This is a genomic window from Chryseobacterium sp. CBTAP 102, from assembly GCF_003201365.1.
GTDB classification, from domain to species: domain Bacteria; phylum Bacteroidota; class Bacteroidia; order Flavobacteriales; family Weeksellaceae; genus Chryseobacterium; species Chryseobacterium candidae.
This window is the reverse complement of record NZ_QICX01000002.1, coordinates 94,399-110,981: the sequence shown is the minus strand read 5'-3', so window position 1 is coordinate 110,981 and position 16,583 is coordinate 94,399. Positions and strand designations below refer to the sequence as shown.

Annotated in this window: 14 protein-coding genes; 8 read left to right on the top strand and 6 right to left on the bottom strand. The window is 36.5% G+C overall.

The window, feature by feature from the left end; genetic code table 11:
* Positions 1-2: 2 nt before the first annotated feature.
* The 4 genes from C8D70_RS03855 to C8D70_RS03840 all read left to right on the top strand — a co-directional run bounded on the left by C8D70_RS03855 (position 3) and on the right by C8D70_RS03840 (position 7,005).
* Entirely contained in the window at positions 3-1,367 is a 1,365-nt protein-coding gene (locus C8D70_RS03855; RefSeq protein ID WP_110366439.1) for a sensor histidine kinase, read from the top strand.
* Between the two features lie 146 nt (positions 1,368-1,513).
* Complete coding sequence (locus tag C8D70_RS03850; RefSeq protein WP_228407972.1) at positions 1,514-2,788, top strand: TolC family protein; 1,275 nt, start codon at positions 1,514-1,516, stop codon at positions 2,786-2,788.
* A gap of 3 nt (positions 2,789-2,791) precedes the next feature.
* Positions 2,792-3,907, top strand: coding sequence for an efflux RND transporter periplasmic adaptor subunit (locus C8D70_RS03845; RefSeq protein WP_110366437.1), 1,116 nt, complete (start codon positions 2,792-2,794; stop codon positions 3,905-3,907).
* The gene (locus C8D70_RS03840; RefSeq protein WP_110366436.1) at positions 3,907-7,005 is read left to right on the top strand and encodes an efflux RND transporter permease subunit; all 3,099 of its coding nucleotides are present in this window, start codon (positions 3,907-3,909) and stop codon (positions 7,003-7,005) included. The genes C8D70_RS03845 and C8D70_RS03840 overlap by 1 nt, the downstream gene beginning before the upstream one ends.
* A 57-nt stretch (positions 7,006-7,062) precedes the next feature.
* On the opposite strand, the gene C8D70_RS03835 is transcribed toward C8D70_RS03840, so the two are convergent.
* On the bottom strand, positions 7,063-7,818 hold the full coding sequence (locus tag C8D70_RS03835; protein ID WP_110366435.1) for a DUF5995 family protein: 756 nt from the start codon (positions 7,816-7,818) through the stop codon (positions 7,063-7,065).
* Positions 7,819-7,960: 142 nt separating this feature from the next.
* Between C8D70_RS03835 and C8D70_RS03830 the strand changes: the two genes are divergently transcribed.
* Positions 7,961-9,361, top strand: a complete 1,401-nt coding sequence (locus tag C8D70_RS03830) for an MAC/perforin domain-containing protein (RefSeq protein WP_110366434.1) — start codon at positions 7,961-7,963, stop codon at positions 9,359-9,361.
* Between the two features lie 83 nt (positions 9,362-9,444).
* Here C8D70_RS03830 and C8D70_RS20645 read toward each other — a convergent pair whose 3' ends face one another.
* The 5 genes from C8D70_RS20645 to C8D70_RS03805 all read right to left on the bottom strand — a co-directional run bounded on the left by C8D70_RS20645 (position 9,445) and on the right by C8D70_RS03805 (position 13,988).
* Positions 9,445-9,681 carry a hypothetical protein gene (locus tag C8D70_RS20645; RefSeq protein WP_146212849.1) on the bottom strand — a complete coding sequence of 79 codons (237 nt, stop codon included), beginning with the start codon at positions 9,679-9,681 and terminating at the stop codon, positions 9,445-9,447.
* A 235-nt stretch (positions 9,682-9,916) separates the two neighbouring features.
* Positions 9,917-11,512 carry a GEVED domain-containing protein gene (locus tag C8D70_RS03820; protein WP_136521098.1) on the bottom strand — a complete coding sequence of 532 codons (1,596 nt, stop codon included), beginning with the start codon at positions 11,510-11,512 and terminating at the stop codon, positions 9,917-9,919.
* Positions 11,513-11,694: 182 nt separating this feature from the next.
* A complete protein-coding gene (locus C8D70_RS03815; RefSeq protein WP_228402607.1) occupies positions 11,695-12,228 on the bottom strand; it encodes a YciI family protein in 534 nt (177 codons plus the stop codon).
* 15 nt (positions 12,229-12,243) lie between these two features.
* Positions 12,244-13,422, bottom strand: coding sequence for a nicotinate phosphoribosyltransferase (gene pncB / locus C8D70_RS03810; protein ID WP_076597009.1), 1,179 nt, complete (start codon positions 13,420-13,422; stop codon positions 12,244-12,246).
* 89 nt (positions 13,423-13,511) lie between these two features.
* A complete protein-coding gene (locus tag C8D70_RS03805) occupies positions 13,512-13,988 on the bottom strand; it encodes a Dps family protein (RefSeq protein WP_110366432.1) in 477 nt (158 codons plus the stop codon).
* Between the two features lie 235 nt (positions 13,989-14,223).
* On the opposite strand from C8D70_RS03805, the gene C8D70_RS03800 reads away from it, so the two are divergent.
* From C8D70_RS03800 to rpsG, 3 genes are all read left to right on the top strand, one after another.
* Positions 14,224-15,354 (top strand): hypothetical protein, encoded by a 1,131-nt coding sequence (locus C8D70_RS03800; RefSeq protein ID WP_146212848.1) that lies wholly within the window; start codon positions 14,224-14,226, stop codon positions 15,352-15,354.
* A gap of 314 nt (positions 15,355-15,668) precedes the next feature.
* The gene (gene rpsL, locus C8D70_RS03795) at positions 15,669-16,082 is read left to right on the top strand and encodes a 30S ribosomal protein S12 (protein ID WP_002983146.1); all 414 of its coding nucleotides are present in this window, start codon (positions 15,669-15,671) and stop codon (positions 16,080-16,082) included.
* 23 nt (positions 16,083-16,105) lie between these two features.
* Positions 16,106-16,582: a 30S ribosomal protein S7 gene (gene rpsG, locus C8D70_RS03790; protein ID WP_062673583.1), complete on the top strand. Its 477-nt coding sequence runs from the start codon at positions 16,106-16,108 to the stop codon at positions 16,580-16,582.
* Position 16,583: the final 1 nt, after the last annotated feature.

The following is a 16,583-nucleotide window of genomic DNA, read 5'->3' as shown; positions in this document are numbered from 1 at the left end:
AAATGACGCTCAGAAACAGATTTACCCTTATTTCAAGCCTTTCATTCGGCATTGTTTCTATCATTACATCTGCGGTGATATTTTTTGCCTATTATGACAGTACCAGGATTTTCTATTTTGAAAAGCTGCGGAATACGGCGTTAATTTCTGCTATTTATTATCTTGAAAAAGATGAGCTTCCCAAAGACAGACATGCCCAGATCAAAAAAGAATACAATCATCTGATTCAGAATAACAGGGTAGCAGTTTATAATCAGAATAATGAAGTTACTTTTGGACATAATCTGAACGATAAGAATATAAAACTGTCCCATTTACAGGCTGTCAGAAACAACAAAGGAATACAGTTTATGTCTGATAATCAATTCTATTACGGGATTTTTTATCCGGACAATCAGGGAGATTTTGTGGTTTTCGTGAAATCTTCCAACGATTCTTTCCAGTCGCAGATTCTCAGACTGGCTATTATCATGCTTTCGGTATTGGTCATTGGTCTGCTTGCGATTTATTTTCTGAGCAGATATCTTTCCAAGGTGGTTTATAAACCTATTTCCAATGTAGTGGAACGCATCAATAAAGTGGAATATAATAACCTCTCTACGGCAATTATTACTTCCACGAATACCAATGATGAGATTGAAGATCTTATTAAATCTTATAATAAACTGCTGGGCAGAATTTCTGAAAATGTGCTTCTGCAGCAGAACTTTATCAATTATGTTTCTCATGAATTCAAAACGCCCTTAGCGGCAATATCCGGAAATCTGGAAGTCTTTGCCCAAAAAGACCGTACACCGGAAGAATATAAAGAAGTGGCAAGGCAGTCACTGGAAAACGTGTATGAGATTGAAAATATTCTCAACAATCTTTTGCTGATGTCCGGAATGACAAAACTGGAGTCTTCTCACAAACTCATGAGAGTAGATGAGCTGATCTGGAAAATTTATGAAAAATTAGAACCCAAAGCAAAAGAAAACAATTCATCTATCAAAATACAGCTTCAGGTAACAAAACCTGCTTTGCTGGAATTCCCGGGAAACGAGACACTTCTCTACCTTGCATTATATAATATTGTAGAAAACGCGATTAAATATTCCTATGACAAACCTATAGTGATCACATTATCAGAAAAAAGCAATCAGCTGAATATTGAGGTCAGAGATGAAGGAAGAGGAATTCCGGCTGATGATCTTGTGAAAATAGCTGAAACGTTCTACAGAGGAAAAAATGTAGATACGGTGAAAGGCAGTGGGATTGGATTATCCCTTTCTAAAAGTATTTTTGATCATCATCATATTGTCATGAAAATAGATTCTGCTGTTCATGTCGGGACTAATGTGCTTCTTGAATTTCCGGCTTATTCATAATCGTGTCATTAGTGAAAATATTTGTGTTATTAGTGTTTTAAAAAAGTTCTAATCAAACTCTAATGTTGAACTAACCGAATTTTAATTTTCTTTACAATTCCCTCTAATATAAGACAAATAGCTTTGTGGTCTTAAATAAAAAGACTTTGAAGAAGCTATTTTTTACCCTATTTTATATTCCCTGTTTCAGTTTCTTTTCTGCACAGATTTCAGACACTATGAAAATCAGCAGAAAGGAGGCTGAAACTATTTTTCTTGCTAAAAACCTTGACCTTATTGCGCAGAAGCTTGAAATTTCACAAGCCGAGGCGAGAGCTGTTCAGGCTAAATACTGGCCTAATCCCACATTGAGTGTCAGCGAAGTTAATTTATGGAGAACCTATGATATCGAAGAGCAGCCTGCGCTCATCGGAAACTGGGGAAAAAGTACTCAGATTTCTGCCGAGATAGAACAGGTGATTCAGACTGCGGGTAAAAGAAGGAAAAATATCGAACTTCAGAAAATAGAAGTGGAAGGTGAGAAGTATGAACTGCAGGAAGTTTTACGTGAACTTAAGAAGACGCTCAGAAATACCATTACTGAAATTCTTTACAATCAGGAACAACAGAAAATCTATCAGGGGCAGATTGCTTCCATTGAGAAATTAACAAAATCCTATAATAATCAATTAAACCTTGGGAATATCAGTAAAGCTGAATATGTCCGCTTAAAAGCACAGGAAATTGAATTTAAAAAGAAGCTGGTTTCATTAAAACAGGAAATTGAAGATCAGCAGGTAGAACTGAAAGCGCTATTAATGTTGCCTTCCCAAACCTATCTGGAGATTTCAGATTCATTTGTTATGCCTGAAAAACAACTTTCAGAGCTGGAAGTAACTCAATGGATAGAAAAAGCAAAAGAAAACCGCCCGGATATTATGATCTCAAAAAATAAAGAGAAGCATGCTTCCAAAAATCTGGAAATTCAAAACGCCATGAAGACTCCCGATGTTGCCGTTTCTATAGGCTATGACCGGGGAGGAAATATTATGAAAGACTTTATAGGGCTGGGAGTTTCTGTTGATCTGCCCATTTTCGACCGCAATAAAGGAAATATTCAGGAAGCGAAGCTTGAGATCGAGAAAAGCAAGCTTGAGACCCGCAAAAACATGCTGAAATCTGAGAATGAAATTGTCTCTGTTTTCAGAAACTATATCAGAACACAACAGGTTTCGGAAGAAATTGATGACCATTATGAAGCTACACTCGATGGTTTGCTGGTAAGCCACGAGAAAAACTTCAGACTCAGAAATATCAGCATGCTGGAGTACATGGATTTTCTGGATACCTACATCGGAAATAAAATGATTATCCTGGATACTAAAAAAGAATTGAATCAATACTACGAAAACCTGCAGTATGTTGTAGGACAAGATTTATAAGCTATGAACAAAAATATTACTAAATACAGCGCTGCAGCTTACCTGTCTGCCCTCATTATTTTTACAGGCTGTGCCGGAAAAGTAGAAAATAAAGAACCTGAAAAAGCTTATTGCATCAGCAAAGAACTTAAAAAAGAGATTAAACTGGCTAAGGCAGAAATGCTTCCCATAGAAGAAAGTATTACACTTACCGGAGAAGTAGAAAGTAATTCTGATAAAACAGTTCCTTTTGTGAGCCTTGTGGATGGAGTGGTGATGGATACCTATTTTTCTCTTGGTGACTATGTAAAAAAGGGACAGACGCTGGCCAGTGTAAAAAGTACAGCTGTTAATGAAATGCAAGATGATACGCAGACCTTACAGGCACAGCTGGCTGTTGCGAAAAGAAAACTTTCCTCTGTAGAAGCTATGTATAAAGATGATATTGCCTCTCAGAAAGATTTGCAGGAAGCACGTTCCGAAGTTGCAATATTACAGTCCAATATTTCCAAGACACAGAAAAATATGCAGCTGTATTCTGCAGGAGGAAGTACGATTCAGATCAAAGCCCCTGCAGACGGATATGTTATTTCGAAGAATATTTCCAAAGGAATGCCTGTTACCGCAGGAGGAGATCAGCTGTTTACCATTTCCAACCTGGATAAAGTCTGGGTAATGGCCAATGTATATGCCACCAATATGAGACACGTTTATGCAGATCAGCCGGTTGTGGTAAAAACACTTGCTTATCCTGATGACAGTTTTTCAGGTAAGATTAATACCATTTCCCAGGTTTTCAATGAAAACGAAAGGGTACTCAAAGCCAAAATCATTATGGATAATAATGGAATGAAACTGAGGCCGGGAATGTCCGCGGATGTTGTATTACCCATCAACTCACAAAACAAAAGCGCATTGGCAATTCCTGCAAAAGCTTTAATTTTTGATAATAACCAAAGCTATGTCGTGGTTTATAAAAAGGATTGTGAGCTTGAGATAAGACCCGTAACGGAAATCGCTTCCAACAGTCAATATATCTATGTAGAAGGCAATTTAAAACCGGGTGAAAATGTTATTGCTTCCAACGGACTGCTGATCTATGAAAATCTGAAAAACCAATTAAATAATTCCACGAAGTAATGCGAAAATTTGTACAGAATATAGTTTCCTTCTCGTTAAAAAACTCATTGATTGTTCTTTTGGGAACTTTTCTATTGCTGGCTGGAGGAATCTATTCCTACATACATACACCCATTGAAGCATTTCCGGATGTTACCAATACAAGGGTAAGAGTGATTACCCAATGGCCGGGGAGAAGTGCTGAGGAAATAGAAAAATTTGTCACATTACCCATTTCAAAGGAAATGAATGCCATCCCGAATAAAACTTCGGTACGTTCTATTTCCTTATTCGGATTATCTGTGGTGACGGTTATTTTTGATGACCATGTCAATGATTTTTATGCACAGCAATATGCTTCCAATAAACTCGGAAATGTGGAGCTTCCAGCCGGAGCAGAGTACAGTATTGAACCTCCTTCCGGTGCTACAGGCGAAATCTACAGATACATTATCAAGAGTAAGCTTCCCATCAAAGAAGTGACAGCCATTCAGGACTGGGTGGTAGAAAGAGAATTGCTGGCCGTTCCTGGTGTGGCAGATGTGGTGAGCTTTGGCGGAGAAGAAAAAACATATGAAATAAAAATTAATCCTACAGAATTACACAATTACGACCTTTCCCCCCTGGATGTGTATGAAGCAGTCTCGAAGAGTAATATCAATGTAGGAGGAGATGTAGTGGCAAAAGGTGATCAGGCCTATGTAGTGCGGGGGATCGGTCTTTTGGAGAAAAAAGAAGATATAGAAAATATTCAGATCGAGGTAAAAGGTTCTACGCCTATTTTGGTAAAGCACGTTGCCGAAGTAAAAGTTTCTGCAAAACCGAGATTAGGACAGGTAGGATACAACAAAGAAAATGATGTTGTACAAGGAATTGTGATTATGCTTCGTGGTGAAAATCCAAGCGAAGTCATTGCAAGGCTGAAAGACAGAATACAAGAACTGAATGGCGGAGAGCTTCCCGGTGATGTAAAGATTGTTCCAATCATTGATCGTACGGAGCTTGTGAACACAACCGTTCATACCGTTTCCAAAAACCTTATTGAAGGAATCATTCTGGTTTCCGTCATTGTATTTATTTTCCTTTACAACTGGAGAACGACTTTCATCGTAGCATCAGTAATTCCTTTGGCTTTTCTGTTTGCTATTATTATGCTGAAAATTCAGGGTCTGCCGGCCAACCTGATTTCCATGGGAGCACTGGACTTTGGGCTGCTTCTGGAAGGAACACTGGTTATTGTCGAACACGTCTTTGTCGCCCTCGAGCTTAAAGCGAAAAAGATAGGGCTTCGGAGATTCAATAAAATTTCAAAACTGGGAATCATCAAGAAAAGCGCAGGAAGTGTGGCAAGTTATATTTTCTTTGCCCTGTTGATTCTTATCGTTGCCCTGATGCCGATTTTCTCTTTCCAGAAAGTAGAAGGTAAAATGTTCTCTCCTTTGGCATTTACACTGGGATATGCATTATTGGGATCATTGATTTTAAGCTTAACCTATGTTCCGGCAATGTGTAAGCTGCTGTTGACAAAAAACATCGAAGAAAAAGAAAACTTTATTTCGAGATTCTTCAGAGTTAATATTTATAGAATCTACGAATTCAGTGATCGTCACAAAAAAGGATTCATTATTGGTTTCGTTGCTTTGCTTGCCGTTTGTGGATGGAGATTCTCCAATTACGGATCTGAATTTTTACCCAAACTGAACGAAGGTGCCATCTATGTAAGAGCAACCCTTCCCAACAGTGTCAATCTGGATGAATCTGTTAGGTTAACCAAAGAAATGAAGGAGATTCTCATGAAATATGATGAAGTACAATTTGTCATGACCCAGACAGGCCGTCCCAATGACGGAACAGATCCCACCGGATTTTTTAATATCGAATTTAATATTCAGCTGAAGCCGGAAAATAAATGGAAGAAAAAAATATCCAAAGAAGAACTCCTTGAAGAAATGAGAGTCTCTCTTGAGAAATTTCCGGGTATCAATTTTGGATTCAGCCAGCCGATACAGGATAACGTAGAAGAGTATGTAGCGGGAGTAAAAGCACCGCTGGTCATTAAAATTTTTGGAAATGATTTATTTGAGCTGGAAAATTATGCCAATAAAGTAGCCAATTCCATCAGAACAGTTCCGGGAATATCCGATGTGAATGTTTTTAAAAATATCGGACTTCCTGAGCTGAGAATACAGCTTCACGATTCCAAGATGGCAAAATATGGAGTGTCCACAGCAGATGCACAGGCGGTCATTGAAATGACAATCGGAGGGCAGGCTGCCACCAAGTTTTACGAACAGGAAAGAATGTTTGATGTAATGCTCAGATTTGAAAAAGATTACAGAGATACACCTGAAAAGATGGGAAATATTCTGATCCCGACTCAGGACAATAAAAAAGTTCCGCTGAAAGAAATTGCAACCATTGATTATCACACCGGACCGTCATTTATTTACCGTGAAGGAAACAGCAGATATATCGGAGTTGGATTTAATATTGAAGGGCGTGATCTGGGAAGTACCATCAAAGAAGCCAAAGCGAAAGTAGATCAGGAAGTGAAGCTTCCGAAAAATCATAAAATGACGTGGGCCGGAGAATTTGAAAGTAAAGAAAGAGCGGCAAAACAGCTGGCTATGGTAGTACCGATTTCTTTAGTTCTTATTCTGATGCTGCTGTATTTCAATTTCGGAAACATAAAAGATACGCTGATTTCGTCCATTACGCTGGCATTTGCTTTCATTGGAGGATTCTTGTCCCTGTGGTTTACAGGAACCATCTTCGGGATCTCAGCGGGAATTGGGTTTATCATCCTGTTTGGAGTGGCTACCATAGACGGTATCGTTCTGATCGGAGTTATGAAAGAGAATCTGCAAAACAGAATGTCACTCAAAGAATCCATAGCACTGGGAGTGAAAAGCAGAATCCGCCCGGTGGTGATGATTGCCCTGATGGGTTCTATGGGACTTCTTCCCGCAGCGATGTCCAACGGAATGGGTTCTGAAATTCAGAAACCGTTAGCCATTATGATTGTTGGAGGATTAATTATCTGTATGCTGCTGTCATTTACTGTACTGCCTATTATTTTCCATTATGCCTATCGCAAAAAGCATAAGGAAGCACTATAGTTTCTTTCATTTTGTTCATTATGAGGCCGGGATCCGTGAGGAAGATCCCGGCCTTTTTTATGAAGTTTTTGTAGACTCCAGAATCTCAATATTTTTCACCACATCGCTGCTTTCACATTTTTTAAGTTCCTTTAAAAGAGCAGGAGTTAAGATTTTCGGATTCAGGATTTGGGTAGCAACTTTTGCTGCTGCATAATCTACAATGCCAATCACAGATTCCCGTAAGAAATTGGGAGTGTTGGAGGCAATGACTGCCGTTGCCCATGAAGTATCTCTTGCTTTTGAAATAGCAAAATCAAGAACGGCATTATCCTTTCCATTGGAAAGTTTGTCAACAAGATCTACAGGATAACAGATCTTATTCAGTGAATTCTGTACATTCTGATTAATGGAAGCGATAACATTATTAATATTTTCAAAATCTTTTTTCAAGGGGTTTATTTTCCGGTAAGGCATGATGGAAGCAGCAGAAATACCCAGATCCAGATTGATGTGTGCATTCATTCCCAGAAATATATGCTGTAATATCAGCAGATTTTTGTTTTTAGCCGCTTCAAAAGCAATATACCAGGAATTGGTGCATTTTTCTCCTTTGCTGTAGCTGTCCCATGCCTGAAGATACCTCTGTGCAAATGCAATGTCAAGCGAAGTCATCCTCGGATTGTCTTCAAATTTTTTTTGTTGAATACCTTTCAGAACCTGTGCGGTCATAATTCTGTATGTACAGGCAAAATATCCAGCCGGACTTTGATTTTCTTTACACCAGATGATGATTTCATCCAGTCTTTTAAGAACTTCCTCAATAGTTTTCATGATGGTTTTTTGTTTAAAGATATTGAGAAAATACTTTATCACAATATATTGAGTAAGAGTTTGTGTTAATTCCCTTATTTATGATTTATGTCATTCGTGTTTTGGATACAAAAAATTAAGTTTGTGGACTTAAAATAAAATTATGAAAAAACTAAGTTTCTTTTTTGCCAGTATTATATTACTGTTTGCAGCTTCTTGCTCCACTGAGGAGCTGGAAAATCCTAGCCTAAATGAAAACTCAAAAAAAAATTCAGGGAGAAGTTTTGCTAAAAGTGCCGGTGATGGTATTTATGATGTTTTAGGGTACGGATATAACGCAACGGGAGAATATGCTAATTCTAACTCCTCAGGATATCAGGTGATTGATATTGAAAGATTTAAAAACGAACAGGCGGGCAGATTGATTACTGATAATGTATATTCTCAGGAGTATCTTGAAGAATATGGAGAAAATGCAGAAGCTTATTCAAAAATGGTATCAACGAAAGTAGGAGCTTCAGCTGGTTTCTCTTTATTTAAAAAACTTATTTCGGTTACTTTTAGTTCCGCAGTTAGCAACACTACTACCAATAAGTTTGATGCAAAGTACATTTATGGCAGTTATAATCTTTTAATCAAACAAAGAAGATTCAGATTTAATGCTACTCCTGCATTATTATCTGATTATTTGACCCCTGAGTTTTCCATCGATTTGCAGTCCAATAGTCCTGCACAGCTTGTAAACGATTATGGTACTCACGTTGCAGTTGATATTTACACGGGTGCCAAGTTAGATGTTATGTTTCAATCTGAAACCACAAATCAAAGCCGTGAAAAAGCAGCCAGAGTTGGAGTCAAAGTTGGGGTAAAGAGTATTTTTGATGCTAATGTTGATAACGACATCGATACATCAGAATCAAGTAAAAACTTTTCCAGAAAATTATCCTTTAAAACCAGAGGTGGAGATCCATCGAAGAGTTTGGTGGGAGAGCTAAACCTTGACCAGGCAAATCCTAAAATTAATATTTCCAGCTGGCAAAACAGCTCAACACCAGCTAATGCGGTATTGGTAGAATTTGGAAGTAATGGTTTGGTGCCTCTTTATGAGTTGGTTAAAGATCCTGTAAAGAAGGCTCAATTAAAAGCTTATATAGATCAGTATTTAATTGACAATCAGGTGAGACTGGATTATACAAACACAGCCAATCTTGTGAATGGTAATTTTGTAAGAAATCCTGCTACCAACCAGATCTTTTTTATGTTTGAAAACAAACTGAGATATATTCAAAGCCCTATGACACTTTATGGATTATTTAATATTACCAGTGGTGAGATTGCTACTGTGAGTCCAAGCAATTTGTCAACAGTAGAACGTGGAGCTGATTTGACACCTGATAATGATTTGAAACAGGATAATTATACCAATAAGATATATATGAGGGAAGGTAATATTTTAAGATATATTCCAAATATTGGTATCTATAATAAATACAGGTTTAATAATAATGCAGTTAAAAAAATAAATGGTACAAATGGCTATATCATTGGTAGCGATATTTTTTAATTTAAAGTTATAATGATAAAAAAAGAGACTGTCACAGAAGACAGTCTCTTTTACTTTTTAAACATTCTCTGTTGTTTATCTGATTACGGCGTTATTATAATCGGATCAGGAAAAGGTTCAATAATCAATGGCCTGCATATTGCTGCAGGTTGGCAGGTTCCGCCCATGCATATAAAATTAGTCATAGTGGTTGTGCCGTCAGGACATCTGATCATAGCTTCACCATGGCATCCTCCCGGACACTCTGCCGGATACAATGTTCCGCCGAATACATCTTTCAGTTCTGTTCTTGTAAGCTTTGTAAAGTTCATTTTTTTCATGAGATTAATTCTTAATTAGTTTGATTTCTGATTAACTTATTTAAAATAAGCTGCTTAAGTGCTGAAATCATTAAATTAATTCATTCATTGAAGCAAGATATTTCTCTTTGTTATAATGCTTTTAAATTATAATAATCTTTTTCAAGAGGGATCATTTTATCTAATCATTATGTAAGTAAAAAAGGTTATCTCATTTTGGGATAACCTTTTTATTATTATAAAATTTCTTAGAACTTTACTTTTTAATTGCTTTAATCGCTTTTACAGTTCCATCTTCCATATGAAGATTGATCAGGTATAGTCCTGAATTCAGTTCAGAAAGATTCAGTTCATTGCTTGGGCTAAGGGTTTTGATCTGTCTGCCAGAAACATCACTCACTATAATAGATTTTACGCCTTTAGTATCAGAAATTCTAAGTACATCTTTAAATGGATTAGGGTAAACAGAGATCTCTGTTTTCTTGTTCAGGTTGATGTCTGAAGTAGAAAGTACGTCCTGAACACTTATGGTGTAGTCTTCTGCCTGGCCTTGGCTAAGATCCGCACATGGATTAGATAATTCTGTTCTTACGGAAGTTGTTGAGCTGTTAAAATGATATTTAATTCTCATTCTGGTGTTCCCTAAAGTGGCAGTAGCGGGAACAGCGATAGTTTTATTAACAGTTAAAGGTGTGCCGGTACCTCCTGCAAAATCGGAAGTAACAAAGTAAGATTCACCAGCATCAGCAAAACTTCCGTTTTGATTCCAGTCTATGAATACAGTAAATCCGAATCGGTTGGTGGTGCCAACTGAAGTACCTGTCATACTTATAGGATAAGAAGTACCTCTTATAACGCTGGCTATTTTATTGGTGAAGTTTTCCTGGCCGTTACCTGTATTTGCAGTAGCGCTGGAGGCGTTTGTCATATCACTGAAAACAACATTGGATATAGGATATACACCAAGTTTAGCAAGAAGAGGGCCACAATAAGGAGCAAAAGGATTAGCCCCGGTTGTGAATGAAATTTCCGGACATCCTGTAGCATCTCCTAAAGCATTGGTAGGAGTTACAGTTGCATATAATGTTGTATTTTGAGGAAAAGCACTTGATGCTGTAGGAGTATAGAATGTGTTAAATGTGGTTCCACTATAGATATTGGAGGCACCTGAAGTAGTACCTACTTTAATTTTATAGGATTCTGCTCCGGCTGTTGCTGCCCAGGAAATCTGCTGACGTACAGATGCTCCGGTTGCACCATTTACAGGAGCACTTATAGTGGTACATGCAGGTGTGGCAGTAACCTCCTGTTTAATTTTTACATTATCTATAAAACTGTAAAAATCATAAGTAGTTCCCGTAGTACCTACTGTTTGAATTCGGAGTATAAAATTTCCGTTTACATTGGCACTTTCAGGGATTGTACCTGTATATGAAGCGCAGGTTTGGGCGGCCGAAGTTAATGTAATAGGAGTACTAACCGGTGTATATGTGGTACCGCCGTCTGTAGAGTATTCCACGTTAATATTTCCTCCGATCAAACTTGAAGTATCATAAGCAATTGTTGAATATGAAAAAGAAATATCAATTTTTTTTCCATTGGCAGTTACACTTGCCGGTTTGGTATATAACAGGTTTATAGTTCTGTTGGCAGTATTGGAGCCGTATGATTCAGCACCTATGGATATTGCGCCGTCACAATTCCCTACAATATAGGTAGTAGGAGTTGCGGTGTATCCACCAGTAATTGTAAAACCAGGATAAGTTCCGTTTTCAAAACTTTCTGTGACTAAAATCTGAGCGCTGCCCATTATAGAGAGCGCCGTAAAGCTCAAGAATAGTAATTTTTTCATATTGGTAAAAGTTTTATTTACCAATATAATACTATTTTGTTATAAAACCAAATATTTATTATTATTTACATTTGACAAGTAATTTAATTGTGTTTTTGATCTTAATTTAAATAGTTTTGAGTATTTTGCTCTTTTTGTTTGAAATTACTAATTTTACATTTGAATAGGTGGGGATTAATTATCTAAGGATTTTCTTTCGAAATTTCATCATGATGCTTAAGGTATAAAGGCAGGGCAGCAGAACCATACCAAGGGAAAATTTCATAACTGAAAACGCCAGCCTGAACTGCAGGATCTGTTTTTACCCATTGCTCTGCTTCTTCTTTAGATTTGGTATTGAAAATAAACATACCGCGGTAGTTTTCCTTATTTTTTTCAAGGAAAGGGCCGGCCACAACAATTTTACCTTCATCTGCCAGTTTACCAATATTAGCCATGTGACCTTTCATAAGCTCGCCCATTTTGGCTTTGTCTTCAATCTTAACGGAACCCGAGGTCAGCATAACGATTGTATAAGGTTTCATCCCATATTTATCGGCTCCTAAAGAGGTTGCCAGTTCCTGATTGAATTTTGGTTTTTCATCTTTCTTTGATGAAGTTTCTGCATTAGCTGATTTTGCAGGAACTCCAGGTTTACCATCTTCACCTTTTGTATAAATGGTACATGAAATTACAGAAAGAGAAACTACGCACAGGATTGCTATTTTTTTCATCATTTTGCGCTTTTATGGTTAATCTTTTATTCTTAAAAATTCTTTCGCCAGTTCGATCATCTTTGGATCTCCGGTATATTTACCATGTTCATCGGAAAGTTTTACTGTAGGAATCCATTCTTTATTGGGAGCCTGTACGCCGATGAGTTTCATTACGATATTCATGGGTTTTAACCCCACATCATTGGTGAGATTGGTTCCGATCCCGAACGATATGCCTATTTTTCCTCTGCAATAATTGGTAATTTCCTCTACTTTTTCAAGATTAAGAGCATCGGAAAAAATAATATATTTAAACATTGGGTTTATCCCATTATTTTGATAGTGGGCAATGGTTTTATCTGCAAATTCCAAAGCATCACCACTGTCATGGCGCACGCCGTCAAAAAGCTTGGCAAATTTTTTATCAAACTGCTGGAAGAATACATCTGTAGTATAAGTATCAGACAGGGCTACTCCAAGATCTCCTCTGTATACATCTACCCAGTGTTCCAGTGCCAATTCGTTGGCCATTTTGAATCCATATTCGGCAGCATGGAACATAAACCATTCATGAGCATGTGTTCCGATGGGTTTTACACCATACTTCATCGCAAAATGAACGTTTGAGCTTCCGATAAAAGTAGATTCTTTTTTCTGGGTTAAAGCTTCCATTACCAGATTCTGTACCTTGTAAGAGTGTCTTCTTCTTGTCCCGAATTCTGCAAACGTTACTCCAAGCCTGCCCAACGAGTCCGCTTTTTCTATTGTTTTACTCATGACCACTTCGTTGGAATCTCTTTCCAAGTGGTTCATTTCATAATGAAGTTCGCTGATCAATGCAAGCAATGGAACCTCCCAAAGTATCGTTCTGTACCATAGTCCTTCCACGATGACGGAAAGATCACCTCCTTCCTGATGAATTTTTACTTCAGAGGGGTCATAATGATAACCTTCTAAAAAATCGAGGTAGGGCAGATCTATATAAGGACATGTTCTTGCCATGAACTTTTTTTCATCTTTCGAAAGTTTAAGTTCGGCCATTTTATTGACAGCTTCTCTTAAAGCAACGTCAAACCCCTCAGGAAAGTGGTGTTTCCCTCTGTTGATAAATTCATATTTTACAATAGAACTCGGGAATAGCTTTACCACAGCATTCTGCATGGTTATTTTATAGAAATCATTATCAAGGATAGAGTTTAACCTTACGTCGCTCATAATATGTGTAATTTTAACGCAAATATAAAAATAAAAAATAAAATCGCCTAAATGTAAGGCGATTTTTTTGAAATATTTCCATGATGGAGTTATTTTCCAAGATAAGAGTTGTACATCCAAACTTCTTTCTCCTGCTCGGTAATATAGTCGCTCATTTGCGAATTGGTACCTTCGTCTCCCGCTTCATCTGTAATGTCCAGAAGTTCTCTCTGCAGATCAATTACCACTTTGAATGAATTGAGAATCTGCTCAACACTTTTAGTGCCATCCGTTACTTCTTTGCTTTCTTTAATGGTTGCTACTTTCAGGTAATCTGAATAATTATGTGCAGGCGTAGCTCCTAGCGTAAGGATTCTTTCTGCAATCTCATCAATTTTTAAAACCAGGCTGTTATACAATTCCTCAAACTTCGGATGAAGGGTAAAGAACTGCTCTCCTTTAATATTCCAGTGTGAACCTCTTGTGTTCTGATAGAATACAGAATAGTTAGCCAGTAAAACGTTTAATTTTTCTGAAATCTTTTTGCAATCGGCTTCTTTAAGGCCAATGATACTAGCATTTTTCATATGTATATATTTATTTTTTTAAGGTTAGATACAATCACTGCTTCCATTCAGTATGGGATGAAGCTTTGTTGATGTGATTGATGGTTTATCATTTTGTATACTTCAAATTTACGAAATATCGTGCCGAACTCTCCTGGTTATTAATAGATCATAACTATAAGAAAGTTTTTAAATATAGTTTGGAAATATTAATATTGTGCTTATCTAAAATATACCTCAGAAATTATATACTCTTATGCTTTTCGATACTCTCATCAATATGCCTGAAAATAAAGAAAGATCACTGGTTAAATATTTCAGTATTGTAATTGTACTGATTTATATAGGTGTTTTTATAGCATTATATCTTAAGGCTGATGAACCATTTTCAGCCTGGACTCTTTCTGATTGGCTGATCAACTATACAGATGGCGGTTTTAAAAGAAGAGGTCTTTTGGGAGAAATGTTTTTTTATATACAGGATATAACGGGACTGAAATTACAATTTCAAATCTTTATTCTTCAGATCATGAGTCTTTCAGGAATTCTGTATGGGACACTTTTATATTTGAAAAAATATAAAGTTGATCTTTTTTATCTGGCCATAATGGCCTCTCCTTATATTCTTTTATTTCCTGCATTGACTGTGAGAAATGCTGGCAGAAGAGAAGTCATACTGATTCTTATAATGCTTTGGTATTCTTTTGTAAAAAAATCTAAGCTTAATGATGCGTTATTATGGATTTTTTATGTCATTTTTCTTTTCATACACGAGGCAGGATTTTTTTTCTTTCCGTTTTTATTATGGATTAATTATTCCAAGTGGCAGAAAATTAATATTAAATATTTCCTGTCTATTACAGTAGCTGCTTTTGCCACTATGGGAATTATCTATTTTTTTGGTGGAAATGTGAACGAAGGAGAAAGTTTATCTATTTTGAAAAGCAGAGGGGTAGTTTTTCAGAAAGAGAATATTTTTGATATGGAATATTATTTTGATTTTAATTATGTTCTTCAGTATAAATTATCATTTCTGGTTCATGCTATTGAGCTTCTTATCATGGTATTTCAAATGGGACTCTATGTTTATCTGTTTAAAAAAGAATCATTTTATAACTATCTTTTCTGTAATGTGATCTGTCTTCTTTGGGTTACTCCTTTATATTATCTCGGAATTGATTGGATGAGATGGAATTATATTTATTCCACATTATTATTTATTGTTTTTACATTGCTGTTAAAAAGAAATGATTCCGGAGTTATATCATTTAATAATAACGCAATAAAATCTTCGTATCTTATTTTTTCCGGTGTTTTTTATTTATTGGTTCTCTTGCATCTTCAGCACGATACCATGATTGAATGGATCCAAAGCTATCTTATGTAGAATTAAAATTGAAGTTTAAATTCTACAGGATAAGAAAGTTTTAAATACATCAGATCTGATCTCCGGAATCTATTTTAAAGGAAAAAATATTGAAAATCAGGAATCAATAAATTTCACAATTATTTAATACGCTTTTTTTTAAGCTTGAAAAAAGTATATTTTTTCCCCTTTTCCTCATGTATATTATATTTTCCGTATTGTTATATTGAAACGTCTTTTATTTTTATGTAAGTATTTGATTTTAATTTTTATATAAGTGTTTGTAGATTAAAAAAATATTACTATTTTTGCACCCTAAAATAAAAAGCAATTAAATGCCTACTATTCAACAATTAGTAAGAAAAGGAAGAGCCACGCTTGCCAAGAAGAGCAAATCGGCTGCCCTAGATTCTTGTCCACAAAGACGTGGTGTATGTACGAGAGTATATACAACTACACCTAAGAAACCTAACTCTGCACTTAGAAAAGTAGCAAGGGTAAGACTTTCTAACGGTAAAGAAGTGAATGCCTATATCCCGGGCGAAGGACACAATCTTCAGGAGCACTCGATAGTATTGGTTAGAGGCGGAAGGGTGAAAGACCTACCGGGAGTACGTTACCACATCGTAAGAGGTGCATTAGACACCGCTGGTGTAAATGGAAGAACACAGAGAAGATCTAAGTACGGAGCTAAGAGACCTAAACCAGGACAAGCAGCTGCTGCTCCTGCAAAAGGAAAGAAAAAATAATCATTAAATAAGGTACAAAAGCAATGAGAAAGACAAAAGCGAAAAAAAGACCGTTGTTACCAGATCCGAAATTTAATGATCAATTGGTAACGAGATTCGTAAACAATTTAATGCTTGACGGTAAGAAGTCAATCGCATTCAAAATTTTCTATGATGCATTAGATATCGTAGAAACTAAAAAAGGAGATAACGAAAAAACTGCACTTGAAATCTGGAAAGATGCACTTACAAATGTAATGCCTCACGTAGAAGTACGTTCCAGAAGAGTAGGTGGAGCAAACTTCCAGATCCCTATGCCAATCAGAGCTGATAGAAAGATTTCTATGGCAATGAAATGGTTAATCAAATATTCTAAAGCTAGAAATGATAAGTCTATGGCTTTGAAATTAGCTAATGAAGTTGTAGCTGCTTCAAGAGAAGAAGGTGCTGCTTTCAAAAAGAAATCTGATACTCACAAAATGGCGGAAGCTAACAAGGCTTTCTCACACTTCAAATTCTAAT

Coding starts and splice junctions, on each gene's coding strand:
- C8D70_RS20645 (WP_146212849.1), bottom strand. CDS start 9,681: ATGAAAAAAATGAACTTTACAAAGCTTACAAGAACAGAACTGAAAGAT.
- C8D70_RS03835 (WP_110366435.1), bottom strand. CDS start 7,818: ATGAAAACTATTGAGGAAGTTCTTAAAAGACTGGATGAAATCATCATC.
- C8D70_RS03815 (WP_228402607.1), bottom strand. CDS start 12,228: ATGATGAAAAAAATAGCAATCCTGTGCGTAGTTTCTCTTTCTGTAATT.
- C8D70_RS03845 (WP_110366437.1), top strand. CDS start 2,792: ATGAACAAAAATATTACTAAATACAGCGCTGCAGCTTACCTGTCTGCC.
- C8D70_RS03855 (WP_110366439.1), top strand. CDS start 3: ATGACGCTCAGAAACAGATTTACCCTTATTTCAAGCCTTTCATTCGGC.
- C8D70_RS03840 (WP_110366436.1), top strand. CDS start 3,907: ATGCGAAAATTTGTACAGAATATAGTTTCCTTCTCGTTAAAAAACTCA.
- rpsL (WP_002983146.1), top strand. CDS start 15,669: ATGCCTACTATTCAACAATTAGTAAGAAAAGGAAGAGCCACGCTTGCC.
- C8D70_RS03805 (WP_110366432.1), bottom strand. CDS start 13,988: ATGAAAAATGCTAGTATCATTGGCCTTAAAGAAGCCGATTGCAAAAAG.
- C8D70_RS03820 (WP_136521098.1), bottom strand. CDS start 11,512: ATGAAAAAATTACTATTCTTGAGCTTTACGGCGCTCTCTATAATGGGC.
- C8D70_RS03800 (WP_146212848.1), top strand. CDS start 14,224: ATGCTTTTCGATACTCTCATCAATATGCCTGAAAATAAAGAAAGATCA.
- C8D70_RS03830 (WP_110366434.1), top strand. CDS start 7,961: ATGAAAAAACTAAGTTTCTTTTTTGCCAGTATTATATTACTGTTTGCA.
- pncB (WP_076597009.1), bottom strand. CDS start 13,422: ATGAGCGACGTAAGGTTAAACTCTATCCTTGATAATGATTTCTATAAA.
- rpsG (WP_062673583.1), top strand. CDS start 16,106: ATGAGAAAGACAAAAGCGAAAAAAAGACCGTTGTTACCAGATCCGAAA.